Source organism: Luteibacter sp. 1214 (genome assembly GCF_031455395.1).
GTDB classification, from domain to species: domain Bacteria; phylum Pseudomonadota; class Gammaproteobacteria; order Xanthomonadales; family Rhodanobacteraceae; genus Luteibacter; species Luteibacter mycovicinus.
In genome coordinates this window covers 135,755-161,678 of the sequence record NZ_JAVDSQ010000006.1, presented here as the reverse complement: position 1 = coordinate 161,678, position 25,924 = coordinate 135,755, and the positions used below count along the sequence as shown (strand labels likewise).

23 protein-coding genes are annotated in these 25,924 nt (G+C 66.0%); 9 read left to right on the top strand and 14 right to left on the bottom strand.

What is annotated here, in order from left to right; translation table 11 throughout:
• Window positions 1-48: 48 nt before the first annotated feature.
• Window positions 49-1,056: a hypothetical protein gene (locus J2X57_RS14775; protein ID WP_309868253.1), complete on the bottom strand. Its 1,008-nt coding sequence runs from the start codon at window positions 1,054-1,056 to the stop codon at window positions 49-51.
• Between the two features lie 292 nt (window positions 1,057-1,348).
• Here J2X57_RS14775 and J2X57_RS14770 point away from each other — a divergent pair, with 292 nt between their 5' ends.
• Entirely contained in the window at window positions 1,349-3,460 is a 2,112-nt protein-coding gene (locus tag J2X57_RS14770) for a TonB-dependent receptor (protein WP_309868252.1), read from the top strand.
• Window positions 3,461-3,541: 81 nt separating this feature from the next.
• On the top strand, window positions 3,542-4,735 hold the full coding sequence (locus tag J2X57_RS14765) for an SAM-dependent methyltransferase (protein ID WP_309868251.1): 1,194 nt from the start codon (window positions 3,542-3,544) through the stop codon (window positions 4,733-4,735).
• Here the strand turns inward: J2X57_RS14765 and J2X57_RS14760 are convergent.
• Genes J2X57_RS14760 through J2X57_RS14750 form a run of 3 tightly spaced genes read right to left on the bottom strand, consistent with a single transcriptional unit; the run spans window position 4,732 to window position 9,048 of the window.
• Window positions 4,732-5,955 (bottom strand): multifunctional CCA addition/repair protein, encoded by a 1,224-nt coding sequence (locus J2X57_RS14760; RefSeq protein WP_309868250.1) that lies wholly within the window; start codon window positions 5,953-5,955, stop codon window positions 4,732-4,734. The genes J2X57_RS14765 and J2X57_RS14760 overlap by 4 nt on opposite strands.
• Before the next feature lie 8 nt (window positions 5,956-5,963).
• On the bottom strand, window positions 5,964-6,905 hold the full coding sequence (locus tag J2X57_RS14755) for a complex I NDUFA9 subunit family protein (RefSeq protein WP_309868249.1): 942 nt from the start codon (window positions 6,903-6,905) through the stop codon (window positions 5,964-5,966).
• Between the two features lie 40 nt (window positions 6,906-6,945).
• Window positions 6,946-9,048, bottom strand: coding sequence for a transglycosylase SLT domain-containing protein (locus J2X57_RS14750; RefSeq protein WP_309868247.1), 2,103 nt, complete (start codon window positions 9,046-9,048; stop codon window positions 6,946-6,948).
• Window positions 9,049-9,200: 152 nt separating this feature from the next.
• Here J2X57_RS14750 and J2X57_RS14745 point away from each other — a divergent pair, with 152 nt between their 5' ends.
• The gene (locus tag J2X57_RS14745; RefSeq protein ID WP_090354796.1) at window positions 9,201-10,835 is read left to right on the top strand and encodes a glycosyl hydrolase family 17 protein; all 1,635 of its coding nucleotides are present in this window, start codon (window positions 9,201-9,203) and stop codon (window positions 10,833-10,835) included.
• Here J2X57_RS14745 and J2X57_RS14740 read toward each other — a convergent pair whose 3' ends face one another.
• The 5 genes from J2X57_RS14740 to J2X57_RS14720 all read right to left on the bottom strand — a co-directional run bounded on the left by J2X57_RS14740 (window position 10,836) and on the right by J2X57_RS14720 (window position 14,386).
• Complete coding sequence (locus tag J2X57_RS14740) at window positions 10,836-11,213, bottom strand: hypothetical protein (protein ID WP_090354793.1); 378 nt, start codon at window positions 11,211-11,213, stop codon at window positions 10,836-10,838.
• Window positions 11,214-11,225: 12 nt separating this feature from the next.
• A complete protein-coding gene (locus J2X57_RS14735) occupies window positions 11,226-12,035 on the bottom strand; it encodes an endonuclease/exonuclease/phosphatase family protein (RefSeq protein WP_036116368.1) in 810 nt (269 codons plus the stop codon).
• A gap of 86 nt (window positions 12,036-12,121) precedes the next feature.
• Window positions 12,122-12,769, bottom strand: coding sequence for a thiol:disulfide interchange protein DsbA/DsbL (locus tag J2X57_RS14730; protein ID WP_036116366.1), 648 nt, complete (start codon window positions 12,767-12,769; stop codon window positions 12,122-12,124).
• A gap of 30 nt (window positions 12,770-12,799) precedes the next feature.
• Window positions 12,800-13,663 (bottom strand): thiol:disulfide interchange protein DsbA/DsbL, encoded by an 864-nt coding sequence (locus J2X57_RS14725; protein WP_255364036.1) that lies wholly within the window; start codon window positions 13,661-13,663, stop codon window positions 12,800-12,802.
• An 81-nt stretch (window positions 13,664-13,744) separates the two neighbouring features.
• A complete protein-coding gene (locus J2X57_RS14720) occupies window positions 13,745-14,386 on the bottom strand; it encodes a c-type cytochrome (protein ID WP_239709142.1) in 642 nt (213 codons plus the stop codon).
• A 330-nt stretch (window positions 14,387-14,716) separates the two neighbouring features.
• Between J2X57_RS14720 and yihA the strand changes: the two genes are divergently transcribed.
• Window positions 14,717-15,361 carry a ribosome biogenesis GTP-binding protein YihA/YsxC gene (gene yihA, locus J2X57_RS14715; protein ID WP_036116362.1) on the top strand — a complete coding sequence of 215 codons (645 nt, stop codon included), beginning with the start codon at window positions 14,717-14,719 and terminating at the stop codon, window positions 15,359-15,361.
• A 60-nt stretch (window positions 15,362-15,421) separates the two neighbouring features.
• Here the strand turns inward: yihA and J2X57_RS14710 are convergent, their stop codons facing one another.
• Window positions 15,422-15,910 (bottom strand): GAF domain-containing protein, encoded by a 489-nt coding sequence (locus tag J2X57_RS14710; protein WP_309868240.1) that lies wholly within the window; start codon window positions 15,908-15,910, stop codon window positions 15,422-15,424.
• 79 nt (window positions 15,911-15,989) lie between these two features.
• Between J2X57_RS14710 and bioD the strand changes: the two genes are divergently transcribed.
• From bioD to dcp, 3 genes are all read left to right on the top strand, one after another.
• Window positions 15,990-16,661, top strand: a complete 672-nt coding sequence (gene bioD / locus J2X57_RS14705; RefSeq protein ID WP_309868238.1) for a dethiobiotin synthase — start codon at window positions 15,990-15,992, stop codon at window positions 16,659-16,661.
• Between the two features lie 36 nt (window positions 16,662-16,697).
• Window positions 16,698-17,033 (top strand): hypothetical protein, encoded by a 336-nt coding sequence (locus tag J2X57_RS14700; protein ID WP_308846286.1) that lies wholly within the window; start codon window positions 16,698-16,700, stop codon window positions 17,031-17,033.
• A 90-nt stretch (window positions 17,034-17,123) separates the two neighbouring features.
• Entirely contained in the window at window positions 17,124-19,310 is a 2,187-nt protein-coding gene (gene dcp / locus J2X57_RS14695; RefSeq protein WP_308846285.1) for a peptidyl-dipeptidase Dcp, read from the top strand.
• Between the two features lie 58 nt (window positions 19,311-19,368).
• Here the strand turns inward: dcp and J2X57_RS14690 are convergent, their stop codons facing one another.
• From J2X57_RS14690 to putA, 4 genes are all read right to left on the bottom strand, one after another.
• Window positions 19,369-19,968, bottom strand: a complete 600-nt coding sequence (locus tag J2X57_RS14690) for a hypothetical protein (RefSeq protein ID WP_036116355.1) — start codon at window positions 19,966-19,968, stop codon at window positions 19,369-19,371.
• Window positions 19,969-20,081: 113 nt separating this feature from the next.
• On the bottom strand, window positions 20,082-20,555 hold the full coding sequence (locus J2X57_RS14685; RefSeq protein WP_043691959.1) for a DUF2599 domain-containing protein: 474 nt from the start codon (window positions 20,553-20,555) through the stop codon (window positions 20,082-20,084).
• A 6-nt stretch (window positions 20,556-20,561) separates the two neighbouring features.
• Window positions 20,562-20,984 (bottom strand): DUF2599 domain-containing protein, encoded by a 423-nt coding sequence (locus J2X57_RS14680; protein WP_036116351.1) that lies wholly within the window; start codon window positions 20,982-20,984, stop codon window positions 20,562-20,564.
• 215 nt (window positions 20,985-21,199) lie between these two features.
• Complete coding sequence (gene putA, locus J2X57_RS14675; RefSeq protein WP_309868234.1) at window positions 21,200-24,385, bottom strand: bifunctional proline dehydrogenase/L-glutamate gamma-semialdehyde dehydrogenase PutA; 3,186 nt, start codon at window positions 24,383-24,385, stop codon at window positions 21,200-21,202.
• 133 nt (window positions 24,386-24,518) lie between these two features.
• On the opposite strand from putA, the gene J2X57_RS14670 reads away from it, so the two are divergent.
• Both J2X57_RS14670 and coxB read left to right on the top strand, forming a co-directional pair.
• The gene (locus tag J2X57_RS14670) at window positions 24,519-25,001 is read left to right on the top strand and encodes a DUF2244 domain-containing protein (protein WP_197056540.1); all 483 of its coding nucleotides are present in this window, start codon (window positions 24,519-24,521) and stop codon (window positions 24,999-25,001) included.
• Window positions 25,002-25,021: 20 nt separating this feature from the next.
• On the top strand, window positions 25,022-25,921 hold the full coding sequence (gene coxB / locus J2X57_RS14665) for a cytochrome c oxidase subunit II (RefSeq protein WP_036116349.1): 900 nt from the start codon (window positions 25,022-25,024) through the stop codon (window positions 25,919-25,921).
• Window positions 25,922-25,924: the final 3 nt, after the last annotated feature.

Here is a 25,924-nt window from a genome sequence, read left to right as displayed (position 1 = left end):
GACTCCCTGTTCTATCGGTGGGGAGCTTGCCGTAAACGGGTGCTGTCGTCACGTCGCGGGTTTGATTTTGCGGGCAGCTGGTTTCTTTGCGGGCGTGCGGCGGGCGGCGGTTTTCTTTGTCGCTTTCCTGGTGGATGCCTTGGCGACCCTGGTGGGGGTGGCTTTGCGGGAGGCGGATTTTTTGGCGGTGGCGCGTTTGGGGGTGGCCGGTTTTTTTGTTGCTGCCTTGCGGGAGCGCCCTTTGGGCGCATCGCCAGCAAGGCTGGCTCCTGCAGAGGCTGCGGCTCGCCTGGCGGTGGGGCCAGGCGGGGTTTCGCCAGCGGAGCTGGCTGCCACTGGGCCGGTGGCGCCCGAGGTGTGTGGCGCTGGCTCGCCTTTCGGCTCGTTGCGCGAGGACTTCTTGCTGCCGCTGCCGTCCGGGGTGTCGTCGCCTTCGATGTGGATTTCGCCGCTGAAGAGTTCCATGGCGGTTTTGGCGACCTGGCCGGTGTCGTAGTAGGCGTAGGCGCCGACGCCTAGTGCACCGACGATGGGCAGCCAGCGGGAGATGCCTTTGCCTACGGCGCGCTTCGAAACGCTGACGCCGATGCGACCGGCGAGACGCTGGAGGACGCTGGTGGCGGCCGTACGGAAGACGAGGCGGTCGCCGACACGGATGGCGATGTCACGGAAGGCCTGCGCGGCAGTGTGGCGGAACAGGCACCAGAGCATCTGTTCCTGGCCGAGCTTCGCCGTTTTGCCATAAGCGGCGGCGATGTCGCTGACCAGCTGGCCCTGGATGCGCCAAATGGCGACGAGTTCGGGGAGAACGGTCAGCCAGCCGAGCGGGCCCGGCGGCAGGGCGAGGGAACCAGCGGTGAGACCCGCCTTGTTCGCTGCCGCGCTGGAGAGGCGGCGGCATTCGTCCTCGACGGTGCCCTTTGCGGCACGGGGGACGTCGCTGTCGGGGATGCGGCTGACGAACTCGAGAATGGCTTTCGCGACGGGGCTTTCGGCGCGGTCGGCGACGACGGCGATGATCTCTTTCGAGGTGGAGGTGGCGTCGTTCTTCGCCATGTGTGCTCCCTGGGATTCGATGGAGGTAATGGTGGGGGTGGGAGCGTGAGTCGGTCATGAAGCCTTGAGGCGGGGTGGGTCGCCAGCAGGGCTGGCTCCTACAAGGAGCCGAGTTTGATCGGGGCGGGGCGGCGGGTCGCATGTTGCGGCGCAACGGGCGGGTGTATGCTTTGAGGTAAATCTCAAGGATGAAAGCGGCTCGAAAGGTCCAGACCTCATAGTCGCCTCGCCCAATTCCCCCTTCCTGCGGCCGCAGGTAGTTACGTTATAACATTGCCAAGAAGAGTCCCTGATGACACCCGTTCGCCTTGCACTCTGCATCGCCCTTGCCTTGTCCGCCGCTCCGGCCTTCGCGACCGATGACCCGGCTCCGCCGCAAAAAACCACGAATCTGGGCGAAGTGGATGTCAGCGCGCAGCTCGACGCGGCGCGTAACAGCCTTTCGCCCGACACCGGCAGCAGCCAGTACGTCATGGATCGCCAGACGATCCAGGCGTTGCCGCTGGGTGATTCGACGCCGCTGAACCAGGTCGTCCTTCAGGCGCCGGGCGTGGTGCAGGATTCCTACGGCCAGCTGCATGTGCGTGGCGACCACGCCAACCTGCAGTACCGCATCAACGGCGTGCTGATCCCCGAGAGCATCGGCGGCTTTGGCCAGACGCTGGATGCCCGCATGATCGACAGCGTGAAGCTGCTCACCGGCGCGCTGCCCGCGCAGTACGGCGAGCGCACCGCGGCCATCGTCGACATCACCACCCGCACGGCGAAGGACGGCATCGGCGGCAGTGTCGGTATCACCGGCGGCCAGTTCGGCACGCTCAACCCGAATGCCACGCTGTTCGGCAAGAAGGACGACTGGAGCTTCTTCCTGACCGCCAACTACCTCGAGAACGATGTCGGTATCGAAAACCCGACCTCGAGCCGCAAGGCCATCCACGACCACACCAACCAGGTGAAGGCATTCGGCGACATCTCGTACCTGATCAATAACGACACGCGCCTCAGCTTCATGTTCGGCGCGACCAACAACCGCTTCGAGATCCCGAACAATCCCGGCCAGTCGCCGCAGTTCGGTTACCTCGACGTGACCGACTTCGACTCGGCACAGCTCAACGAGCGTCAGTCGGAGAAGACGCGCTTCGGCATCCTCAGCCTGCAGGGCAAGATGGGCAGCACCGCCTACCAGGTCTCGGCCGGCGAACGTTACAGCGGTCTGAACTTCACGCCGGACGACATCGGCGACCTGATGTTCAACGGCGTCGCATCGGACGTCCACCGCGCCAACCGCGCGACCACCCTGCAGGCGGACTTCTCCACGCCGCTGGGCGACACCCACACGCTGCGCTACGGCGTTTACGGTGAGTTCGAGCGCGCGACGTCGAGCAATAATGCGCTGGTGTTCCCGGCCGATGCCGACGGCAATCAGACGTCGACCACGCCGATGAACATCCTCGACAGCAGCCGCATCCTGGCCCGCACCTATGCCCTGTACCTGCAGGACGAGTGGAGCATCGGCGACAAGTGGACGGTCAACTACGGTGCGCGCGCGGATCGCTACGATGCGTTCAAGCCGGAAAGCCAGCTGAGCCCGCGCCTCGGTGTCGTCTATCAGCCGACCGACAGCACGACGATCCACGCCGGTTACTCGCGTTACTTCACGCCGCCGGCCAGCGAGTCGATCAGCCCGACCTCCATCGCCAAGTTCAACGGCACGACCAACGCGCTGCCGGACAACGGTAACGACACGCCCCTGGCCGAGCGCAGCAGCTATTACGACGTGGGCATCTCGCAGAAGCTGGGTGACCAGTGGACCGTCGGCATCGACAGCTATCTGCGTCACGTTGCGCGCATCCAGGACGAAGGCCAGTTCGGTGCCGCCGTGGTCTACTCGACCTTCAACTACGACCAGGGCAAGGTCAAGGGCGACGAGTTCACCCTGAACTACAATGGCGGCGCACTGACCGCGTACTTCAACTTCGCGTACAACCGTTCCGTCGGCAAGCGCATTATCACGGGTCAGTACAACTTCGATCCGGACGATCTCGCCTACATCCAGGACCACTTCATCCACCTGGATCACGACCAGAAGTACACCTCGTCGGGCGGCGTCAGCTACGCGTTCGCCGACAGCACGCGCATCGGTGCCGACTACCTGTTCGGTTCCGGCCTGCGCCGCGACGGCCTCGTGCCCAACGGCGACACGATGCCGTCGTACTTTCAGCTCAACCTGAGCGTGGCGCACGACTTCAACCTCACCAGCCTCGGTGCTACCCACACGCAGCTGGCTCTGGTCAATGCGCTGGATCGCACGTACGAACTCCGTGACGGTTCCGGCATCGGCGTCGGTGCGCCGCAGTTCGGTCCGCGCCGCGGCGTGTTCCTGTCGCTACAGCAGGACTTCTGAGTCCGGGCGCTTCCCGGGGGCTTCGCATCCCCGGGGAGCGCTCCGCTGCAACGGGGCCATGCCTTCGTTTATCCTGAAGGCATGAATACCCGGCTTCCCGAACCCAGCGCCGACGAGCGCGCTCATTCCGAGCACCTGACCAGCCTCCTGCGCGAGGAGATCGCGGCCCACGGGCCGATGCCGTTCTCTCGTTTCATGGAACGCTGCCTTTACGCTCCTGGCCTCGGTTATTACAGCGCCGGCAAGACCAAGTTCGGCGCGGACGGCGACTTCGTCACCGCACCGGAACTGGGGACCTTGTTCGCGCGTTGCGTTGTGCGCGCGTTCGAGCCGGTGCTGGCGTCGCTCGGCCCCGACGCGGATTTTCTCGAGATCGGCGGCGGCAGCGGCGCGTTCGCCGAGGCGGCCCTGCTGGCGCTCGAGGCAGCGGGTGTCGTGCCACGCCGCTTCATGATCCTGGAACCCAGCGCCGACCTGCGTGAGCGTCAGCGCGAACGACTGCATGCGAACCTTCCTGCGGGGCTTGCGGCACGTGCCGTATGGCTCGACGGTCCGCTCGAGGAGGAGTGGGACGGCGTGATCTTCGCCAACGAGGTGATCGATGCGCTGCCGACGACGCGGTTTACCGCGCGCGACGGAGAAATCTACGAGGAGTACGTGATCCTCGACGGCGATGGCCGCTTCATGCGTAGCGATCGTCCGGCGGACGCGCTTGTCGGCGGCGCCGTCCGTCACGTGGAGCGTGACCTCGGACGCGAATTCGACGCGGGTTACCGGACGGAAATTCTTCCGCAGCTGCCGTACTGGATGCAGGCGGTGGCGGGCACGTTGCGCCGTGGCGCGATGGTGTTCGCCGACTACGGCTACACCCGCAGTGAGTACTACCTGCCTGAGCGCACCGACGGGACGCTGCGTGCGTTTTATCGGCATCGTGCGCATGGGGATGCGTTCTTTCTTCCGGGACTGCAGGATCTGACGGCATCGGTCGACTTCACGGCGCTTGCGGAGGCGGGAAATAACGCCGGGTTCGGTGTCGCCGCGTATCTCCCTCAGGCGCAGTTTCTGATCGCGGCGGGGATGCAGGAGTTCTTCGAGGACGATTACCTGCGGCTCAGCGATGAGGCGGCGCGCTTTCGTCTGTCGCAGGAAGTGAAGAAGCTGACCCTGCCCGATCAGATGGGGGAGCGGTTTCAGGTGATGATGTTCGCCAAGGGCGTGGATCCGGCGGCATTGCCGGAAGCGGTGTTGGCGGCGGATCAGGGGGCCCGGCTTTAAGGCTTAAGCACCGACGCGATGGCTGATGCCTGGGCTTTTTTCATGGCCTCGCCGATCGCCGGGCCTTGCAGGCCTTTTTCGACGAAGGGTTGTGAGGTAACGGCCGCGGCGGCCTGGCGACAGGCGCGCAGGAAATCGGCTTGCGGGTAGGGAGCATCAGTGTTGCCGCCGCGGCCGCGCTTGTCGGCCATGCAGGCAAGGAGGAAGGTCTCGAGACGTTCCGGTCGGCGTAGCGCGCCGAGTGCTTCGAGCAGGCGCAGAATCGTGGTCGGCTTCAGCTCGAACGCCATGTGTGCGTTGAGGTGGTGTTTGCAGACCATCTCCGCCATGAAGGCGTATTCCGCGGGCACTTTGAGTCGCGCGGAGATCTCGCGCACGGGCTCGATGCCGCGCTGCTCATGCATGATGTGGCGCGGCAGGACGTCCGCCGGTGTCAGCGCCTTGCCGAGGTCGTGAGTGAGGGCGCAGAAGCCGACCAGAGCGTCGCCGGGCGCGAGCGCGGCCGCGGCATCCAGCACCATTTCGATGTGGATGCCCGTGTCGACTTCCGGGTGGTATTCGGGACGTTGCGGTACGCCGTACAGCGCGTCCACTTCCGGGAACAGCACGCGCAACGCGCCGCTATCCCGAAGCACGCGCACGAAGACCGACGGCGCCGGTTCGGCGAGTGCCTTGCGGGTCTCGGCCCATACGCGCTCGGGAACGAGATGGTCGATTTCACCGTCGTCGACCATGCGTCGCATCAGCGCCATGGTGTCCTCCGCTACGGTGAAGCCCAGCGGAGCGTAACGTGCGGCAAAGCGCGCAACGCGCAGCAGGCGGACCGGATCTTCGGCGAAGGCATCCGACACATGACGCAACGTGCGTGTCTCGATGTCGCCTACGCCACCGAACGGGTCCACCAGCGTGCCGTCCTCGTGCTGGGCGATGGCGTTGATGGTCAGGTCGCGGCGCTCGAGGTCCTGCTCCACCGTGACGGACGGATCGGCGTGAAACGCGAACCCGTGATATCCGCGACCCGTCTTTCGCTCGGTACGAGCGAGGGCGTATTCCTCTTTCGTTTCTCCGTGCAGGAAAACGGGGAAGTCCTTGCCGACGGCCTTATAGCCAGCGGCGAGCATGGCTTCGGGCGTGGCACCGACGACCACCCAGTCGCGATCCACGACCGGACGGCCCAGCAGCTGATCGCGGACGGCGCCGCCGACGAGGTAGATATCCATAAGATCGTTCAGGGCCGACGTTTGGTGCGCGCTTCATCCAGGCGGCGCTGACGAACGGGCTGGCCGAGCAGACGCGGCAACCAGGCGGAAAAGGACTGGGGCGCGATGCCCAGCTGCGCGAGGCCATCGACCTTGCCGACGGAATCCGTACGCAGCGAGAGAAAATTATCCGGCGTGAACGGCTTGCCCGGCACGAACTGCGCGAACTCCGCCTGCAGGCGGCCGAGGCTGTCGGGCATGGGGATGACGACACGACGGCGGCCGCGCGCATCGCGAATGGCACGCACGATGTCGATCAGGGTCAAGGTCTCGGGCCCGTACAGTTCGAACGTGCGCAAGGCGCCGATCGCCGGGTTGGCGACCGAGCGGGCGATGGCTTCCGCCACATCGCCTACGTAGACGGGCGCCATCTTCGCCTGCGGGCGCGGCAACGGCATCACGGGCGCGACGCGCAGCAGCTTGTCGAAGCGCGTGACGAGTCCGTCGCCCGGGCCGAAAATCGTGCTGGGCTGGTAGATGGTCCAGTCGAGCGTCGACGCCTTGACCAGGGCCTCCGCCTCACCGCGCGAACGCAGGTATCTGGACAGCCCCTGGCCGGCCTTGAGTGAACTCATCTGATGCAGACGATGGACGCCCGTGGCCTGACAGGCCTCGATGATCAGGCGGATCAGTTCGACGTGCGCTCGCTGGAAGGTCTGACGACCGCTCTCGCTGAGGATGCCCACCAGGTTGATGACGGCATCCGCTCCCGCGATGTGCCTGCGCAGGACGGCGGGGTCGTAGACGTCGGCGCTGACCGTGGTGACCTGCCGACCCACCGCGCTATGCCGGCGGTTTTCCCGGTTGCGTGACAGCAACAGAAGCGAGTGTCCGTCGGCGGCAAGCCGGGGTACGAGCGTGCCGCCGACAAAGCCGGTGCCGCCGAGGATGACAATGCGTTGAGCGTTCATGAGTTCAGCCTAGGCCGCTTGGCGCCCGACGCCAAGCGAGTCAGCTCTGGGGTTCCTGTGGGGCCGGAGCGGAAGTCGCCTCGGCGGGCGCCGGCTGGGTGACAGCCGGCGCCGTGGGGGGTGCGGGTCTGGCGACCGAAGGCGCCGGACAGGAGACCGGTTTACGTACGGCGCCAGGGGCAGGCAGGGCATACGTGCTGCCGATCCGTGTCATGCGCGACCCGATCGGCAGCGCATTACCCGTCAGCCGCCAATCGTAGATCACGGCGAAGGCCATCACGCGTGCGACATATTCGCGCGTCTCCTTGTAGGGGATGCTCGCGACGAAGAGGTCGGGGTCCAGCGAGCCACGGGCGCTCACCCACTGGTCGACCTTGTTCGGGCCGGCGTTATAGGCGGCGCTCGCCAGCCAGGGCGCCCCGTTGTAGCGGGCGGCCATCTGCGAGAGATAACGCGTGCCGAGAATGATGTTGGTCGTCGGTTCGTAGAGGCTGTCGCCGCCGCTCCACGCAAGCCCGTTACGCCTGGCGACGAGAGACGCGGTGCCGGGCAGCAGCTGCATCAGCCCTCGCGCGTCGGCGCCGGAACGGGCGTCCGTCATCCATGCGCTCTCGGCGCGGATGATGGCGTAGGCCCAGGGTGCTTCGATGCCAGCCTGGCTGGCCTGCTCGACCACACCATCCTGGCGTGCCAGCGGGAAGCGCTGTTCGTACAAGCGCAGGGCCTCGCCCGACGACAGGCCGAAGACGCCACGGTCGTACCAGCCTTTGCGGAAGGCGAGGTCGGCGGCGAGCCGTTGGGTGTCGGCGTCCCGCCCTGCCAGCGCGGCCGTCCATTCACGACGTGCGTACTTCTGCAGGCCGACCGCATAGAGCTCGAAAGCGCGGTCGACGCCGGGCTCCGTCAGCAACGCGGCCTCACGACGCTCATCGGTGGCCATCGTCGCGGGGCAGATGGCGTACGAGGCATCGATCCGGTCGGCGGCCAGGAAACCGAAGTACGTCGCCTCCTGTGCAACGTTCTGGTAAATGGCCTTGGCCTCGCCCTGGCGTCCGAGCTTTGCGAGCACCAGCGCACGGAAATAACGCCATTCGCCGTCGTCTTTCTGCGCAGGCGCGAGCGCGTCGATGGCAGCGAGTGCCGCCGGCCAGTCCTGTCGTGCCAATGCGACGCGCACGCGCCACTCGCGCGTCGCGTCGGTCTGCGCACCCGGCGGCAGCGCGACCAGGCGATCGAGCGCCGACTCGTCGAAATCGGTCGCGTGGAAGAGGGCGAGGGCGTTGAGAACGGCGCCCTTCTGCTGCTCGCTCAGTGAGAAGCGCGGCGCCAGCGAGGTCCATGCGCTGTCGGCCACGGTCGACTGCTTGCGGGCCATGCGCTGCAGGGCGAGCGTCACGGCCTGACGATGGCGCGGCGTATCCGGCCAGGTGGCCGCGTCACGCAGCGCACTGGTCGGGTCGTTGAGGGCCTGCGCGATGCGCTGGGCCGCAGCGGCATCTTCGGGCGGAAGCCAGGCGGCGAGTCCGGCCACCGTGCCGCCCTTGCCCGCATCGGCGGCGGTCTGGATCCGCGTCCACAGGCGATCGGGCGTCAGCAGGCCCTGGTCATGCGCGGCGCTCAGCACCGGATCGCATGCGTTCGGCAGGCTGGCCTTCTTCCACAGGTCGGCCAGGTCGGTCTCGAAGACGAGCGGCTGGCCGCGCGACAGCTTGGCCTGCAGGGCGAAACAACTCAGTCCGTCCCCGAGACCGGGCTGGTACATCGCGGTGAAAGTCACCCAGTCCTTACGGCGCGCCAGCTCGTTGAGGAAGTCGCGGCGCAGGTCGGCGGCAGGGATGAGGCCGGCGTTGGCGGCGAGGTAGGCATCGACCCGGGCGCGATCGAGCGTCCGCAGATCATGCTCCAGCGACGCGGCTTCCAGGTACGGGAAAAGCACGTAGTGTTCGAGTCCGGTGGCCTGGGCGCGCCATGCATCGCCGCCCTGCTGGGCCGTCGCGTAGGCCTGGCGGAAGCGCGTGCGCTCCGCGTCGGAACCTTCCGCCGAGGCCCGGAGGCTACCGGCGAGGCCGCAGGCGGCAAGGGCGAGGCCGGCCAGGATGCGAATGGAACGGGCGGCGCGTCGCGTTGCCGGGGCGGAGACCATCGGGATTCCTTCACGTGTACGTACCGCATCATTGTAAGGGAAGCGTGTGCGCAGGCTTGATGAACGCAGCCAATGCAGCGGCAATCGCCCTCGCGGGCCCAGCCCGTTAAGCTTGTCCGGCTTCCCCCTTTACGCTCTCGAACTGGAACGGCATGCCGCCCCATCTTCCTTACGCGCGATTCGCGCGACCGCTCGCATGGCTCGTGCTCGCCGCCGCCGCCGTCTTCGGCGCTGGCTACTGGTTTGTGCTGGGCCGCCCGATCGCCCTGCCGGATTCGCCGACGGCGAAGATCGCCTGCGTGTCCTACGCGCCCTTCCGGCTCAAGGGCGAGACGCCGTTCGACCTCAACGCGTTTATCCCGCCCGAGCGGATCGATGCCGACCTCAAGGCGCTGTCCACGCGTTTCGACTGCGTGCGCACGTATTCCATGGGGCAGGGACTGGGCGCCGTGCCTGACATCGCCGGCCGATACCACATGAAGGTGTTGATGGGCATCTGGCTGGGGCGCGACCCCGTCGCCAACGAGCGCGAGATCAAGCTGGGCATCGAGGCCGCGCGTCGGGATCACGACAGTCTGCGGGGCATCGTCGTCGGTAACGAGGTGCTTCTCCGGGGCGAGTTGTCGGAAAAGGCGCTCGCTGCCTACATCGCCCGCGTCAACGAGGCGACCGACGTGCCGGTCACCTATGCTGACGTGTGGGAGTTCTGGCAGAAGCACCCGGCACTGGCCAAGGTTACGGACTACCTCACGATTCACATTCTCCCCTACTGGGAAGACGAGCCCGTCGCTCCGGAAGATGCCGTGCGCCATGTGGCCGACGTCTACCAGAAGATGAAGGGCGAGTTCCCGGGCAAGCAAATCATGATCGGTGAGACGGGCTGGCCCAGCCAGGGCCGTACGCGCCGGCACGCGAGTGCGAGCCTGGTCAACGAGGCGCGCTACATGCGCGAGTTCCTCAACTACGCCGCCACGGTCGACATGCCCTACAACGTGATCGAGGCCTTCGATCAGCCGTGGAAGCGCGACCTGGAAGGCACGGTCGGCGGCTACTGGGGCATCTTCGACGTGGATGCGAAGCCGAAGTTCGCCATGCAGGGCCCGATCGTCGAAGAGCCGCGCTGGACCTGGGCACTCGGCATCGGCGGCGTCGGTGCACTGCTGTTCCTGCTTGCGGGCGCCATTCGCCGTCGCTGGCACGGCGCGTCGGGCTGGGTGTCGCTGGCGCTCGCCGGTTTTGCCTCGGGCACGGCGTTGGCGGCGCACGCGCGGCTCCTGTCCTTCGCCGCGCGCGACAACGTCGAATGGGCTACCGGCATCATCATCGGAGTCGTCGCACTGGCGACGGCGCTGTCGCTGGCGCGTGCGATCGCCGCGCGTCTGGCATCGCCGATCGATCTGGCGGCGGTCGCACCGCGTCCGGTCGAGCGCCGTCGCCTGGGTATCGCGTGGTCGGACGCGTTTACACCGCAGCGCTTCTTCTGGATGTTCGTACTGACCCTGTACGGGATTCTGCAGGTCTTCAACGGTCGCTATCGCGATTTCCCGATCGGCCTGTTCGCGCTGCCTTGCATCGGGTTCTTCCTGCTGGGGCTGCTGCGCACGCGCGAGGACAGCCTGATGCCGCTGGTCGAGGAGCGCTTGATGGCCGTGTGGATTCCGCTGCTGGGCATCGCGGTCGTCGTCGAGGAAACCGGTGTCAACGCGGTCTCCTGGGGTTGGCTGCTGCTCAATCTGGCGCTGGCGTGGCCGGTGCTGACGGCCTGGCGGCGGGCACGGCGGCTTTAGTCAGGCCGCCGCGGGCTCCGCTCCACCGAACTGCGCACGTACCAGTCGCAGCGAGCCGATCAGCAGCGCCACCGCGCCGCCCTCGTAGCAATACAGCTGCAGCGCGATCACGCCCAGCGACGCCGCCAGCACCGCCGACACGGTGCTACGCCAGAACAGCGCCACCAGCGCCATCAGCACCGCCGCGTATCCGTAGGCGTAGGTCAGGAAGCCCTGCACGATGAGGTTGCGCGTGCCGCACCACCACGGACCGCCCGCGCCGTCGCAGGCATGCGCCGCATCGGCCGGCTCGATGAAGCCGTAACGCAGCACGGTGGCGGCGAACGCGACGATAACGATGACGGCCCAGGGCAGGGCGGCGCGCAGGCTCGATTTCATGGACGACTTACCTCAGGGGGTGGCGGCGCCAGCGGCTTCGGCTAGCGCGAGCGGCAGGCGAATTTCGGCGGCGAGCGGCAGATGATCGGAGAACGCCCGCGGCAATGTCCACGTGCGCTCGAGCTTGATGTCGGCCGACGTGAGGATGTGGTCGAGCGCACGGCGCGGTTTCCAGCTGGGAAACGTCGGTGTGCTGATCGTCGGCATCTGCAGGGCGGTCTTCTCGAACAGGCGCTGCATCTCGGGTGAGGTGGGCTCGGTGTTGAGGTCGCCCATCAGTACCGCATGCGGATAGGGCGCGAGCAATTCCGCGATGAAACCCAGCTGTCCCATGCGTGCCGCGGCGCCAAGAGACAGGTGGGCGATGACCACCACCAGAGCATCGGCCCCCGTGCCGAAACGCACGAACAGCGCGCCCCGGCCCTTGATGCGGCCGGGCAGCGGATAGTCGATGACTTCGGTGGGCTCGATGCGGCTGAGCAGGCCGTTGGCGGAATGCGCGACGCGTGCCATCGGCCGGTTCGGCTGATGGCTCCAGAAGGGCATGCCGGCGGCTTCCGCGATGTAACGGGTCTGGTTGAGGAAGCCGGAGCGCAGGCTGCCGGCATCGGCTTCCTGCAAACCGACCACATCGAATTCGTGAAGGAGCTCGGCGAGCGAGTCCAGGTTTGCCAGCTTCGAGCGGCCCGGAAGGACCGCGTTCACGCTGCGCGTGACGTAGTCCGTGTACCGCTGGACGCTCGCGCCGGCGAGGATGTTGCAGCTCAGAAGGCGCAGGGTGCGCTCCGGAGCGAGGATGGATGGCGGCGTGAAGCGGGTCATGTGAGGGGCTTTGTCGGGTCTCGTCTGGCGATAACGCCAGAGAATGCCCTCCGTCGTGTGAACGGAGGGCAGGCGATCGTCAGGGCTTACTTGCCGCCCTTCAGTTCCTTGTCGACCAGGTAACTGACGACGCCGTTGAGCTCGTCGAAGTCCTTGATCTGCGCGCTGCGGTACTTGCCGTCGACCACGACGGTGGGCGTGCCGTCGATGCCCCAGTTCTGAATCAGCTTGCCGTCGGCGAGGATCCGCTGACGGATGGCATCGTCCTTGGTCGCCAGCTGCAGGAACCTGGCTTTGTCGACACCGTAGTTCTTCGCGTACCAGTCGGCCAGCTCGTCGATCGTGGCGATCGGGTAGTGGTCGGTATGGATCGCCTTGAACAGTGCCGCATGGGCTTTCTCGGCCACGCCAAGCTGTTTGGCCGCGTAGTAAGCCTGCGCGTACGGCAGCCATGCATCGTTGAATGCCGCCGGAATGACGCGGAACGTCACGCCCTTGGGCAACTTCTTCTGCAGGGTCTCCGCGTACGGCTCGTAATGGGCGCAATGGATGCAGCCGTACGAGAACACCTCGACCACTTCCACCTTGCCGTCCTTCGGATCCAGGCGCTGCGGGGTGGTGGTGGCCACGTACTGCTGGCCTTCGGTATAGGGGGGCGCACCTTCGGCCGGCTTGGCGCTGCACGCGGCGGTGAGCGCGAGGCCGACGAAAAGGAGCGAGAGACGCTTGAACATGGATATCTCCGTGAGAGGTCGAGAACGCGGTTACTTACCCGCGGCTTCCTTGCTGATGAGCCATTGTGCGAGCTCTATCGCCTGGGGATAGCCACCGGCCGTGATCGCCGTGAAGCGGTACTTGCCGTTCACTACGATGGTCGGCGTGCTATCGACCTCGTAGGCACGGATCAGTTCATCCGCACGCTTCATCTTGGTGTTGATCGTGAAGGAGTTGGCGGTGGCCACGAACTCTTCCGGCTTGACGCCGTACTTCGCGTAAAACTTTGCGACGTCGTCGATGGTCGGCCATGCCGACTGCGGCTTCGGCTTGTTGGTCTGCTGATCCATGATGCCCAGCTCGCCGCTCTTGAAGACGGCGTCGAACATGGCGTCGTGGCTCTGCTTGTCGACGCCGAAGGCCTGCGCGGTGAGATAGGCGCGCTGCAGCAGCGGCCAGTTCTCATCCGGGCGGAACGAGGCGGGCGTGAAGGTCATGACCGTGCCGCGCGGCAGGTCCTTGACCAGCTGGTCGACGATGCCGTGGAACTGGAAGCAGGCCGGGCAGCCGTACGAGAACACCTCGGTGACTTCGATCTTGCCCGGGGTGCTGGTGGGCTGCGACGGATCGATGCGGAAGTAGTGCTTACCTTCGACCCACTTGCCGTCGTCGACGAAGGGCTTGGCCGGCGGGCGCTTGTCGTCGGCGTCGCTGGGCGCGGCGACCGGGGCGGCCGAAGCGGTGGCATCCGTGGCGGCAGGCGCGCTGGCGGTGGACGGCGTGGCCGGCGCGGCGGCCGGAGCCGGCGCGGCGGTGGAAGCGGCGGCGGGTGGCGGCGCGGTGGCCGCATCGTTGTTGCCGGAGCTGCAGGCCGCGAGGCCGATCAGGGCGGCGCAGAGGAGGGGAAGGCGCATACGCATCAGGGTTCCTTTTCTTACCTTCTTAAACGAGAACGGGCCCGAAGGGGCCCGTTCGATCTTCCAACTTTAACGCCATCAGGGCGTCGCGGGTGCGGCCTGCGTCGCCTCGTTCGTGTGCAGACCCTCGATATAGCTGGCGACGGCGGCGATATCCTTGTCGTCGAGCTTCTGCGCGATGGTCACCATGATCTTCGTGTGCGGGTCGTCGTTGGGCGTGCCGCCCTCGTGCCAGGCCTTGAGCCGCGACTCAACGTACTTCGCGTGCTGACTGGTCAGCTGCGGGTAGCGCGCGCCCGGGTTGCCGCCGCCGTCCGGCCCATGGCAGGCCATGCAGGCGGGAATGCCGCGATCGACATCGCCCTGGCGATAGAGCTTCTGGCCCTGATCCACATAGGCCTGATCGGCCACGCCCGGCAGCGACGCCTTGGTGGCGAAGTAGGCGCCGATGTCGTGCATGTCCTGTTCGCTCAGTGGCGCGGCAAAGCCCGCCATGATCGGATTGGAGCGCTTGCCCGACTTGAAGTCGGCCAGCTGCGCGGCGATGTACTGCTCGCTTTGTCCGGCCAGACGCGGGTACTGCGGATCGGTGGAGTTGCCGTCGAGGCCGTGGCAGGCGCCGCAGGCGGCGGCCTTGCCCTGACCGGCGGTGGCGTCACCGGGCTTGATCGCGGCGGTGGTGCCGCCGACGGGCGCGACGCTGGTTTCGGTTTTCGGCATCCCCGGTGTCGCCGGGTCGGTCGCCGGATTCGCGCCCGGTGTCGCGGCGGTGCCTGCCGCTGCCGGGGCGGTGCCTGCCCTGGCGGGTGCCGCGGTCTGAGCCGTGGCGAGATTCATGACGAGCATCGCGGTAATGGCAGCGGCGGCGTGCCGAAACTTCATAGCTATCTCCAGGAGGGATGCTTCCGAGTCGGGCGAACTCCCCAGCGCGCCGCGATCAAAAGATTATGGGGGGCGGGAGAGAGCCCGGTCAAACCGGTGCGGCGCGCGGCTCCGCGCGGTATCGCATACACTGCCGGACTGTCGTATACGCTCCCCGGCCCGCCGAACATGTCTTCGAACCCCCTCAACAGCGCCCGCTTCGTCCTGGCCGCGAATGAAATCACCCAGCTGCCCTATGACCAGGGCGCCGAAGTGGCGTTCGCCGGTCGCTCCAACGCCGGCAAATCGAGCGCCCTCAACGCGCTGACCGGGCACAACGGCCTGGCCCGCACGTCGAAGACGCCGGGGCGTACGCAGCTGATGGTGGTGTTCGACCTGGCGCCACTGAAGATCGAGGGCGAGTCGCCAGTGGACGCGCGCCTGGTCGACCTTCCCGGATATGGCTACGCCAAGGTGCCCGAAGCCATGCGCAAGCACTGGCGTGGCGAGATCGACGCCTACCTGAAGATGCGCCGGAGCCTGCGCGGCATCGTGCTGATCGTGGACATTCGCCATGAGCTGAAGGACTTCGACCGCACCATGATCGAGTTCTGCGCGGCCACCGACCTGCCGTGCCACGTGCTGATGACCAAGGCCGACAAGCTGTCGCGCGGCCAGGCGTCAGCCGCTCTGGAAACGCTGCGCAAGGATTTCCGCAAGAACAACGTGCCGGGGACCGTGCAGATGTTCTCGTCGCTGGCCAAGACCGGTATCGAGGAAGCGCGGGCGCGGGTGATGGAGTTGCTGGCTACGCCGCGACCGCACGAACTATAAAAAACATCGCGCAGGGCGCGCTCCTACAGGTAGGAGCGCGCCCTGCGCGCGATCAAGGTATCAGGCGACGGTAGCCATAAAAACCTCGCACAGCGCCTCCATCCCGCGACGATCCTCGTCATCGAAGCGCGCCACCGACGGGCTATCCACGTCCCACACGCCGAACAGGCTGCCGTCGGCCTTGACCAGCGGCACCACGATCTCCGAATTCGATGCGGCATCGCAGGCGATGTGGCCGTCGAAGTCGTGCACGTCACGGATGACCTGGGTTTGCCGCGTCTGCGCAGCCGTCCCGCACACGCCGCGACCCAGCGCGATGCGGATGCAGGCAGGCTTGCCCTGGAACGGGCCGACGACCAGCTCGGTGCCATCGAACAGGTAGAACCCGGCCCAGTTGAGATCGGGTACGGCGTCGTAGATCAGTGCGGCGAAGTTGGCGGCATTGGCGATCGTATTCGTCTCGCCGTGCATCAGCCCCTTCGCCTGCTGCAGCAGCTCGGCGTAGAGGGTGGCCTTGTCGTCGGTGGCGAGCGCCTTGGCTTCAAACATGGCGATATATCCAGGGGATTCGTGATCGGAAGAAGACGTGTATGGTGCCACGACCCTGTCCCCGCAAGGCCGTCACAGCATGTCGCGACACCTCTTCGTCGCCGGTACCGACACCGGCATCGGCAAGACGCACGGAGCCCAGACTCTGGTTCATGCCTTTCGTCAGGCGGGCGAGCGCGTCGCCGGCATGAAGCCGGTGGCCAGCGGCTCGGCGCGAAGCCAGGAGGGCCTGCGTAATCAGGACGCGCTCGATCTGATCGGCGCCAGCGCGCCCCCGCCCCCGTATGCGCTGGTCAACCCGCTCGCCTACGAGGAGGCCGTGGCCCCTCATCTGGCTGCGCAGCGCAGCGGACGACCCGTCACCTGGCCACCGCTGGACGCGGCCTTTCAGTCCCTGGCCGCCGACTACGAGCGTGTGGTGGTCGAAGGCGTCGGCGGCTGGCTGGTGCCACTGGGGGACGGCATCTCGGCCGAGGACATTCCTCGTCGCTGGGACCTGCCGGTCGTGATGGTGGTCGGTGTCCGTCTTGGCTGCATCAGTCATGCCCGTCTCACCGCACGGGCGATCGAGGCCGACGGCTGTCGCTTCGCCGGTTGGATCGCCAACATTATCGAGCCGACGATGCCGGTGCTGGAAGAAAACATCGCAACGCTCCGGGCGAGCCTGGCCGCCCCCTGTCTGGGCGTGCTGCCTTACCGCGTGGCCCCGCCCGATGCGGCCATGTTTCTCGATCTCTCCCCGCTGGGCTGACGGCGGCTTCACGCGCGCGGCCGTAACTAGGACGTCATGACCACGTACTTTCTTTCGATCAAAGACATGAGCCGGGCGAAAGGTCCGGACCCGGAGCTTTCGTTCGAGGGCATCGGCCCGGACAAGCTCGCCGCGGACATCGCCGACGCCATGCGCGGCGATGGCTTGTTCCAGCGCTGGCGCGCCAGGCAGCCCGAGCCGGATGAGGTCGATCCCAGCCTGGGCGTGACCGACGGCACCGCTTCGGCAAAAGGTGAGCTGTCCAACGACCGCACCGACATTCAGCTGACGACATCGCTGCCCATGCGGATCGTCAAGCATCGTCTGAATCTTCTCATCGGCTCCAGTTGGGAGCTGCGCGACACCCGGTGAAAACCCTTGCCCTGACTGATGGCGGTTGTCCCCGCCGGGCTTACGCCGCTAGAGTCGGCGCTTTGCTCACCGCCAGGGGACAACCTACCCATGCTGAAGGTCCGTAGCCTCGTGATCGCCACTTCGATCGCCCTCACCGCCGCCTGCTCGTCGTCGAACGACGCCGATAAGGCCACCGCCCCGGCACCCGCCGGCACGGCTCCCGCCCATGCGGCTACGACCGCCGCCGCCCCGGCCGCGCACGAGAACCCGCTGCTGGTCGCCAGCACGCTGCCGTTCCAGGCGCCGCCCTTCGACAAGATCGTCGACGGCGACTTCCAGCCGGCTATTGAAGAAGGCATGAAGCAGCAGATCGCCGAGATCGAGGCGATCGCCAATTCGGCCGACGAGCCGACCTTCGACAACACCATCGTCGCGATGGAAAAGTCCGGCGTGCTGCTCAAGCGCGCGCAGAGCGTCTTCAGCGCGCTCACCGGCGCGAACACGAACGACACGCTGCAGAAGGTCGACGAAGAAGAGTCGCCCAAACTCGCCGCGCACAGCGATGCCATCTACCTCAACGACAAGCTGTTCAAGCGCGTCGAGGCGCTCTACGAGAAGCGCGATTCGCTCAAACTCGATCCGGAATCGGCACGTCTGCTCGAGGTCACTTACAAGGACTTCGTGCATGAAGGCGCGAAGCTCTCCGAAGCCGACAAAACCAGGCTGAAAGAGCTCAACAAGGAAGAGTCGACCCTCAGCACGAAATTCACCAACATGCTGCTCGCCGATACCAAAGCTGGCGCGCTGGTGGTCGATGACAAGAAAGCACTCGATGGCATGTCCGACGGCGACATCGCCGCCGCCGCCGATGCCGCCAAAGATCGCAAGCTCGACGGCAAGTACGTGGTCGCGCTGCAGAACACCACGCAGCAGCCCGCCCTGCAGGGCCTGAACGATCGCGCCACTCGTGAGAAGCTGTTCAAGGCCTCGTGGGAGCGCGCTGAGCACGGCGACGCCAACGACACGCGCGAGACCATCACGCGCATTGCGCAGTTGCGCGCCGAACGCGCCAAGCTTCTTGGGTTCCCCAATTACGCCGCATGGAAACTCGACGACCAGATGGCGAAGACGCCCGAGGCCGCCGAGAAGTTCATGGAGCGCCTGGTGCCTGCGGCGGTCGCCCGCGCGAAGAGCGAGTCGAAGGACATCCAGGATGTGATCGACAAGGAAAAGGGTGGCTTCCAGGTCCAGGCATGGGACTGGGACCATTACGCCGAGAAGGTCCGCAAGGCCAAGTACGATCTCGACGAAGCGCAGGTCAAGCCGTATTTCGAACTCGACAACGTGCTGCAGAACGGCGTGTTCTACGCCGCTAACCAGCTCTACGGGATCACGTTCAAAGAGCGCAAGGACATCCCGACCTGGCAGCCCGACATGCGCGTGTTCGAGGTGTTCGACAAGGACGGCACCTCGATGGCGCTGTTCTACGTCGATTACTTCAAGCGCGACAACAAGAACGGCGGCGCGTGGATGAGCAATCTCGTCGACCAGTCCAAGCTGTTCGGCAACAAGCCGGTGGTCTATAACGTCGCCAACTTCAGCAAGCCCGCCCCGGGCCAGCCGGCGCTGATCTCGTTCGACGACGTCACCACCATGTTCCACGAGTTCGGTCACGCGCTGCACGGCATGTTCGCCGACTCGCAGTACCCGTCGCTTTCGGGCGCGAATACCGCACGCGACTTCGTCGAGTTCCCGTCGCAGTTCAACGAACAGTGGGCGTCCGACCCGAAGGTTTTCGCCAACTACGCCAAGCACTACCAGACCGGCGCGCCCATGCCTGCCGAGCTGGTCGAAAAGATCAAGAAGGCCTCGAGCTTCAATCAGGGCTACGCGATGAGCGAGCTGATCTCGGCGGCGCTGCTCGATATGCAGTGGCACATGCTGCCGGCCAGCGACAAGAAGCAGGACGTCGACCAGTTCGAAGCCGATGCGCTGAAAAAGGCCGGCTTTACGCTGGCGCAGGTGCCGCCGCGTTACCGCTCCAGCTACTTCCAGCATATCTGGGGTAACGGTTATGCCGCCGGTTACTACGCGTACCTGTGGACGCAGATGCTCGACTCGGATGCCTTCGAGTGGTTCAAGGAGCACGGCGGCCTGACCCGCGAAAACGGCCAGATCTTCCGCGACAAGATCCTGTCGAAGGGCAACACGGAAGAACTCGGCAAGCTCTACCGTGACTTCCGCGGCAAGGAGCCGAGCATCGAGCCGATGCTGAAGGATCGCGGTCTCAAATAAGCATTTTTAAATGCCTGATCGACGGCCTCCGCAAGGAGGCCGTCTTCGTTTGAGTGCCTCACGGGATCAGTTCGATTCGCTCGATGCCCATGGCCATGCCGCGCCAGACGATGCCCTGGATCTCGTGCAGATTCTGGGCAGCCAGCTTATCCATCCGTTCGATGCACCCATTGCCGCTCTTTTCATAGTGCGCCGCGTACAGACGCGCGAACGTCGTATGACGCAGAAACGTGATGGTCGCTTCATGGGTCGACGGCGGCTGCAGGACGCTGACGCATACCTTCCGGTAACTGGCATCGAACAATACGAGGCACTCGTTCTTCGACCCTCGTCGTGCCGTCAACACGACGCGACTTTCGTCGTCGTCTTCGAGAACGCCGATCAAGGCGTCCTTTTCGACAGGAAGTATCCACGCTCCCGGGATGCGAAATGGCACATCGGCCGGCAACTGTCCTTCATCGAGATGGGCAAACGACAGCACCTGACGCTCACTGGCTTGTTCATTGCCCTGCGGCAAGCTCAGATGCATGAGTTCCTTGTGCGAGCGTATATGTTGCAGCGGCGTCAGGTGTCCCTTTGGTGAGGGCGCCCGCATGGTGATCGTGCGGGCATGGCCGCGGTCTTGCTGGATCAGGCAATCGGTACCGGGCGACGTCATGTCGCTGTCCTCCTCTGGGGGATGGACGTCGGGTACCGGCCGACGCGAAGTATGGCAACTCTTGCATCACGCCGTGGCACTGCGCAATAGGCCGTGAGGCGTAGCGCGGCGGATCAGGTTTTGGGTGCGGGATCGGGATCGTACACCGACGGGTTGCATTGCTCCTGCTCGGTCTTCCTGCGCCCTACATAGGGTCGCGTCGGTTCGATGTTGTAGGTCGGCTTGTCGGGATAGAGCCGGACGTGGCACTCCAGCTGGTCGAGCAGGCCCCTGGTGTTATGCCCCATATCCCAGAGAGGGTTTCCCGAAAACTTGCTGAGGACCTCGTCGTCGAAAACGTCGACATACGTCGGATCCCGGTCTCGCGCCTGGCGCCCACATGCCGTCGGCGTGATATGCAGGATCGGGCCGTATTCGTCGATGGTCCACTCGCCCTTTTCGACAAAAGGGGGCGGGCAGTCGGAGGGCGGAGCCTTGACGGCGCGCGATGACGTTATCTCCCGTGGGTCCGGTGTGGAAGCGCAGGCGGTCACCACACCGCAGGCGAGCGTGATGAAGGCGGTGAGATGGCACGTTCTCGTCTTCATGTCGGTTCAGCTCTTTGCCGGCGGATCGGGGTCGGCGACTTTCGGTTTACACCGCGACGTTATGGTCCTGGCTTCGCCGACGTAAGGCAGGCTGGGCTCGATCTCGAACGTGACATCCTGACGAAAGAGCGCGAAGTGGCAGCGAACCTGGTCGCGCAGCCCTTGCGGGTTGTACCAGAGCGGATTGCCGCTGAAGCGCTTGACCACCTCCACATACACGGAGGCCAGATCGTAGCCATCCGCCAGACGTCCGCAGAGTGTCGTGTGCAGTGTCAGGATGGGTCCATAAGGCCCCACGCTCCACTGCCCGTCCGAAATGAAAGGCGCCGGACAAAGCTCGCTCTTTGCGCGCCCGGGTGCCGCGTGGCTTGCAACGGAGCACACCAGCATCAGCACAGCGACGATACGCGCCCACATCCTGTGGTTCATCGGTGGTTCCCTCGCGGCACGATGGGTCAGCGACGTCGTGTCCTGACATGCTTCAGCCTAGGCCTGGCGTGTCCGGGCTGCAACGGGCCGGGCATTTGATCTTCCACCGTCGCGTAAAAGAGTTGCCGGCGAGTTGCCGGAATTGCGCGCAGAAAAAAAGCCGCGCCCTCGCAGGGGCGCGGCTTCGAATGGCCAGCGCTGACGCAGGCCGGCGATTACTCGCCGATCGTCAGCAACGACGCATTGCCACCGGCGGCGGTGGTGTTGACCGTGAGCGTCCGTTCGCCGGCAAAGCGCAGCAGGTAGTGCGGGCCACCCGCCTTGGGGCCGGTGCCGGACAGGCCTTCGCCGCCGAACGGCTGCACGCCGACCACCGCACCGATCTGGTTACGGTTGACGTAGCAGTTGCCGACGCGCGCGTGGCTGGAGATGTAATCGATGGTGTCGTCGATGCGGCTGTGGATACCCAGCGTCAGGCCGAAGCCCGTCGCGTTGATCTGGTCGACGACCTTCTCCAGGTCGGCGCCCTTCCAGCGGATGACGTGCAGCACCGGGCCGAACACTTCGCGCGTGAGCACGTCCAGCGACGGGATCTCGTAGGCGCGCGGCGCGAAGAACGTGCCGTGCGTCGTGGCTTCCGGCAGGGCGACTTCGCCGATCTTCTTCGCTTCGCGATCCATGCGCGCGGCGTGGTCGACGAGGATCTGGCGCGCGTCTTCGTCGATGACCGGGCCGACGTCGGTCGAGAGCAGTCCGGGGTTGCCGACTTTCAGCTCGGCCATGGCACCGGCGAGCATGTCGATCACCTTGTCGGCGATGTCTTCCTGCACGAACAGTACGCGCGCGGCGGAGCAGCGCTGGCCGGCCGACTGGAACGCCGAGTTGATCACGTCCTTGACGATCTGCTCGGGCAGCGCGGACGAGTCGGCGATCATCGCGTTCTGGCCGCCGGTCTCGGCGATCAGGGCGGCGATCGGCGCATTACGCGCGGCCAGCGCACGGTTGATCGCCCAGGCGGTGTCGGTCGAGCCGGTGAAGGCGACGCCGGCGACGCGCGGGTCGCGGGTGAGGGCGGCACCGACCGTGGCACCGTCGCCCGGCAGGTATTGCAGCACGTCGGCCGGCACGCCCGCGGCGTGCAGCAGCTTCACGGCGGCGTAGCCGATCAGCGAGGTCTGCTCGGCGGGCTTGGCGACGACCGCGTTGCCGGCGGCGAGCGCGGCGGCCACCTGACCGAGGAAGATCGCCAGCGGGAAGTTCCAGGGGCTGATGCAGACGAAGACGCCGCGGCCATTGAGGAACAGCTGGTTGCTCTCACCGGTGGGGCCCGGCAGCTGCTCGGGCTGGCCGAACAGGCGACGCGCCATCGTGGCGTAGTAGCGCAGGAAGTCGGCGGCTTCGCGGATTTCGGCGATGGCGTCGGGCAGGCTCTTGCCGGCTTCGCGCACGCACAGCGCGATGAACTCCGCGCGGTTGTGCTCGAGCTGCTCGGCGGCGTGCTCGAGGATCGCGGCGCGGCTCGCGGCCGGCAGGCGGTCCCAGCCCGGCTGCGCCTTCACACCGGCGGCGAGCGCCTTGTCGACCAGCGCCGGATCGGCGTTCTCGACCGTGCCGACGATGCGGCGACGATCGGACGGATCCGTCACTTCGGTCTTCGTGCCGGCGGCGGCGCCACCGGCGACCAGCGGCGCGGCCGTCCACGGACCGCTGTGGCGGTTGACGGCGTCGGCGAGCTCGTTGAGCTCGTTGTCGTTAGCGAAGTTCATGCCCATGGAGTTCTTCCGAAGTTCGCCGTAGAGATTGACCGGCAGGGGAATGCGGGGGTGGGGAATGGAGGTGAAGGCGCGCACCGTTTCGCACGGGTCGGCGACCAGGTCGCGCACCGGCACGCTTTCGTCGACCACGCGGTTGACGAAGCTGGTGTTGGCGCCGTTCTCGAGCAGGCGGCGGACCAGGTAAGGCAGCAGGTCTTCGTGGCTGCCCACCGGCGCGTACACGCGGCAGGGCACGTTGAGCTTGTCCTTGCCGATCACTTCCGCGTAGAGGTCCGCGCCCATGCCGTGCAGGCGCTGGTTTTCGTACGGACGGCCCCTGGCGATGTGGTGGATCGCGGCGATGGTGTGCGCGTTGTGCGTGGCGAACTGCGGATACACCGCGTCGCTGCCGGCGGCGAACAGACGATGCGCGCAGGCCAGGTACGAGACGTCGGTGTTGGGCTTGCGCGTGTACACCGGATAGCCCGACAGGCCGTTTTCCTGCGACCGCTTGATCTCGGCGTCCCAGTAGGCGCCCTTGACCAGTCGTACGAACCAGCGGCGACCGGTGGTACGAGCCTTCTCGGTCACCCAGTCGATCACGAACGGCGCGCGCTTCTGGTACGCCTGGATGACGATGCCCAGGCCGTTCCAGCCCTGCAGTGACGGATGCTCGAAGACGTCGCCGATGATGTCGAGCGAGAGCTCGAGGCGATCGGTTTCTTCGGCGTCGACGGACAGCGCGATGCCGTTCCTGAAGGCCAGCTGCGAGAGTTCGAGCAGCTTGGCGCCGAGTTCGGCACGGGCGCGGGCGCGGTTGGCCACTTCGTAGCGCGGATGCAGCGCCGACAGCTTGACCGAGATCGACGGCGCTTCGAGGTTGCTGGTGAACGGACCACGGCCACCGAGCGCGTTGATCGCGTCACGGTAATCCTGCTGGTAACGCTCAGCCGTGGCCTGGGTCAGCGCCGACTCGCCGAGCATGTCGTACGAATAGCGGTAGACCGCGTGCTCTTTTTCGGCGGAACGGTCCAGCGCTTCCTTGATGGTGCGACCCATCACGAACTGGTGGCCCATGATCCGCATGGCCTGACGCACGGCGAGGCGCACCACCGGTTCACCGGCGCGGCCGACCAGGCGGCGCAGCGCGGAGGTGAAGTCGTGGCGGGTTTCTTCCGCCAGGTTGACCAGGTGGCCGGTGAGCATCAGGCCCCAGGTCGAGGCGTTGACGAACACCGACTCGCTCTGGCCCAGGTGTTTCTTCCAGTCCGCATCGCCCAGCTTGTCGCGGATGAGCTTGTCCGCCGTGGCCTTGTCGGGGATGCGCAGCAGCGCTTCGGCCACGCACATCAGCAGGACCCCCTCTTCCGAGGACAGGTCGTACTGGCGCATGAAGGATTCGACGGCGCTCTGGTCCTTGGCGCGGGCGCGAACCCGCGTCACCAGGCCGGCGGCCACGTCGATGACGTGCTCACGCTCGGTCGGGGGCAATGTGGCCTGGGCAAGCAGGTCGTTCACGGCCTCGGTTTCGTCGCGCAACCAGGCGGACGTGATACGCGCGCGTGCCGGCTCGGCGCCGGTCGGGAGTTCGGGACGGAGGATCTGTGGGTTCACTTGGGGTGGGTCGGGACGGGGGAGACCGCGCATTGTATGGGACGCAGGGCCTGCATGTGTGTTGCTTTGCGGGATGGGGCGCCCTGCGGCATCACGCCGCTTCCCAACCTTGCCGCATTCTGACCGCCGCCCTATCATCGGTCCGTTCAAGGCACGCGGGATTCGCATGATCGTGCTTCGACCGACCGCCGCGGGTCAGCCGCGCGTGTTGTGGCTCCGGCCCAACCGTGCGCTGGACAGGCGCGGTCTGCGTCGACTGATCGTGGGTCTCGCGGCGATGGCCCTGGCGACGGCGTCGCTCGGTGCGTGGCAGGGGAATGTTTTCGCTCCCGTGTTCGCCCTGGCGGAGGCTTTCGTCGTGGGGTTCGCCCTTGGCGCGGCCTGGCGGGCCGGCGGCCGGGGCGAGCGGATCGTGGTGGGGCCCGACACGCTGGAGGTGCGTGCCGTGCCGGGTCGTCGGATCGTCCGTTTCCAGACGTACTGGGTACGGGTAGGGTTGGCATCGGGGGACGGGCGTCAGCGTCTGTTGCTCAGGTCACACGGCAATCAGCTTGAAATCGGCGCGTTCCTTGGGGAAGAGGAAAGGGCCGAGGCGTCCAGGAAACTCATGGTGCTGCTGTCCGAAGTCTCAGGCCAGACGCGCAGGTAGGTTCACTAAAGGTGCAAGACATGACATCTGGCGGCATCGGACGATGGAAAGCGGCGTGGGCGGCGGTTGCCCTCGCCCTGTTCGGCGGGGCGGCATGGGCCAACCCGGAACCCAACCAGCTGAACATGACCCGGGGTGTCAGCGAGTGGTCGCCCTATGCGATGCACATGGTGGCCCTGTGGGTCTGCGTGGTCATCGGCGTCATCGTCTTCGGTGCCATGTTCGTGGCGATGTTCCGCTTCCGTAAGTCGCGGGGTGCGGTCGCCGAGAAGTGGTCGCACAGCACCAGACTCGAGATCGTCTGGACGGTCATCCCCGTCATCATCCTGATCTTCCTGGCCCATCTGGCCACCGGCGGTCTGACCTCGTTCGCCGACACCACGAATGCCGAGATGACCATCAAGATCACCGGCTACCAGTGGAAGTGGCGCTACGACTACGTCGACTACAAGGGCAAGGGGGTCGACAAGGTCGGCTTCATCTCCAAGCTCGAAGAGTCCTCCGACCGTACCCGCCAGCTTCATTCCAACCTCGACCCGGGCAAGATCCAGGTCGACGGCTACCAGACCTATCTGCTCGACGTGGACAAACCCCTGGTCGTCCCTGTCGGTACCAAGATCCGTTTCATCATCGTCGGCGGCGACGTCATCCACTCCTGGTGGGTGCCGGCGCTCGGCTGGAAGATGGACGCCATCCCGGGCATCGCCAACGCGGCCTGGACCAAGATCAAGGAGCCGGGCGTCTACCGCGGCCAGTGCGCCGAGCTCTGCGGCCAGGATCACGGCTTCATGCCGATCGTGGTCAAGGCCGTGCCCAAGGCCGAATTCGAACAGTGGCTGGCGACGCAGGAAGACGGTTCCAGGCTGCAGAAGGCCGCCGCGACCGCCCAGAACGCCCCCGCCCCGGTCCCCCAGGGTTAACCC

Coding starts and splice junctions, on each gene's coding strand:
- J2X57_RS14775 (WP_309868253.1), bottom strand. CDS start 1,056: ATGGCGAAGAACGACGCCACCTCCACCTCGAAAGAGATCATCGCCGTC.
- J2X57_RS14770 (WP_309868252.1), top strand. CDS start 1,349: ATGACACCCGTTCGCCTTGCACTCTGCATCGCCCTTGCCTTGTCCGCC.
- J2X57_RS14765 (WP_309868251.1), top strand. CDS start 3,542: ATGAATACCCGGCTTCCCGAACCCAGCGCCGACGAGCGCGCTCATTCC.
- J2X57_RS14760 (WP_309868250.1), bottom strand. CDS start 5,955: ATGGATATCTACCTCGTCGGCGGCGCCGTCCGCGATCAGCTGCTGGGC.
- J2X57_RS14755 (WP_309868249.1), bottom strand. CDS start 6,905: ATGAACGCTCAACGCATTGTCATCCTCGGCGGCACCGGCTTTGTCGGC.
- J2X57_RS14750 (WP_309868247.1), bottom strand. CDS start 9,048: ATGGTCTCCGCCCCGGCAACGCGACGCGCCGCCCGTTCCATTCGCATC.
- J2X57_RS14745 (WP_090354796.1), top strand. CDS start 9,201: ATGCCGCCCCATCTTCCTTACGCGCGATTCGCGCGACCGCTCGCATGG.
- J2X57_RS14740 (WP_090354793.1), bottom strand. CDS start 11,213: ATGAAATCGAGCCTGCGCGCCGCCCTGCCCTGGGCCGTCATCGTTATC.
- J2X57_RS14735 (WP_036116368.1), bottom strand. CDS start 12,035: ATGACCCGCTTCACGCCGCCATCCATCCTCGCTCCGGAGCGCACCCTG.
- J2X57_RS14730 (WP_036116366.1), bottom strand. CDS start 12,769: ATGTTCAAGCGTCTCTCGCTCCTTTTCGTCGGCCTCGCGCTCACCGCC.
- J2X57_RS14725 (WP_255364036.1), bottom strand. CDS start 13,663: ATGCGCCTTCCCCTCCTCTGCGCCGCCCTGATCGGCCTCGCGGCCTGC.
- J2X57_RS14720 (WP_239709142.1), bottom strand. CDS start 14,386: ATGCCGAAAACCGAAACCAGCGTCGCGCCCGTCGGCGGCACCACCGCC.
- yihA (WP_036116362.1), top strand. CDS start 14,717: ATGTCTTCGAACCCCCTCAACAGCGCCCGCTTCGTCCTGGCCGCGAAT.
- J2X57_RS14710 (WP_309868240.1), bottom strand. CDS start 15,910: ATGTTTGAAGCCAAGGCGCTCGCCACCGACGACAAGGCCACCCTCTAC.
- bioD (WP_309868238.1), top strand. CDS start 15,990: ATGTCGCGACACCTCTTCGTCGCCGGTACCGACACCGGCATCGGCAAG.
- J2X57_RS14700 (WP_308846286.1), top strand. CDS start 16,698: ATGACCACGTACTTTCTTTCGATCAAAGACATGAGCCGGGCGAAAGGT.
- dcp (WP_308846285.1), top strand. CDS start 17,124: ATGCTGAAGGTCCGTAGCCTCGTGATCGCCACTTCGATCGCCCTCACC.
- J2X57_RS14690 (WP_036116355.1), bottom strand. CDS start 19,968: ATGACGTCGCCCGGTACCGATTGCCTGATCCAGCAAGACCGCGGCCAT.
- J2X57_RS14685 (WP_043691959.1), bottom strand. CDS start 20,555: ATGAAGACGAGAACGTGCCATCTCACCGCCTTCATCACGCTCGCCTGC.
- J2X57_RS14680 (WP_036116351.1), bottom strand. CDS start 20,984: ATGAACCACAGGATGTGGGCGCGTATCGTCGCTGTGCTGATGCTGGTG.
- putA (WP_309868234.1), bottom strand. CDS start 24,385: ATGCGCGGTCTCCCCCGTCCCGACCCACCCCAAGTGAACCCACAGATC.
- J2X57_RS14670 (WP_197056540.1), top strand. CDS start 24,519: ATGATCGTGCTTCGACCGACCGCCGCGGGTCAGCCGCGCGTGTTGTGG.
- coxB (WP_036116349.1), top strand. CDS start 25,022: ATGACATCTGGCGGCATCGGACGATGGAAAGCGGCGTGGGCGGCGGTT.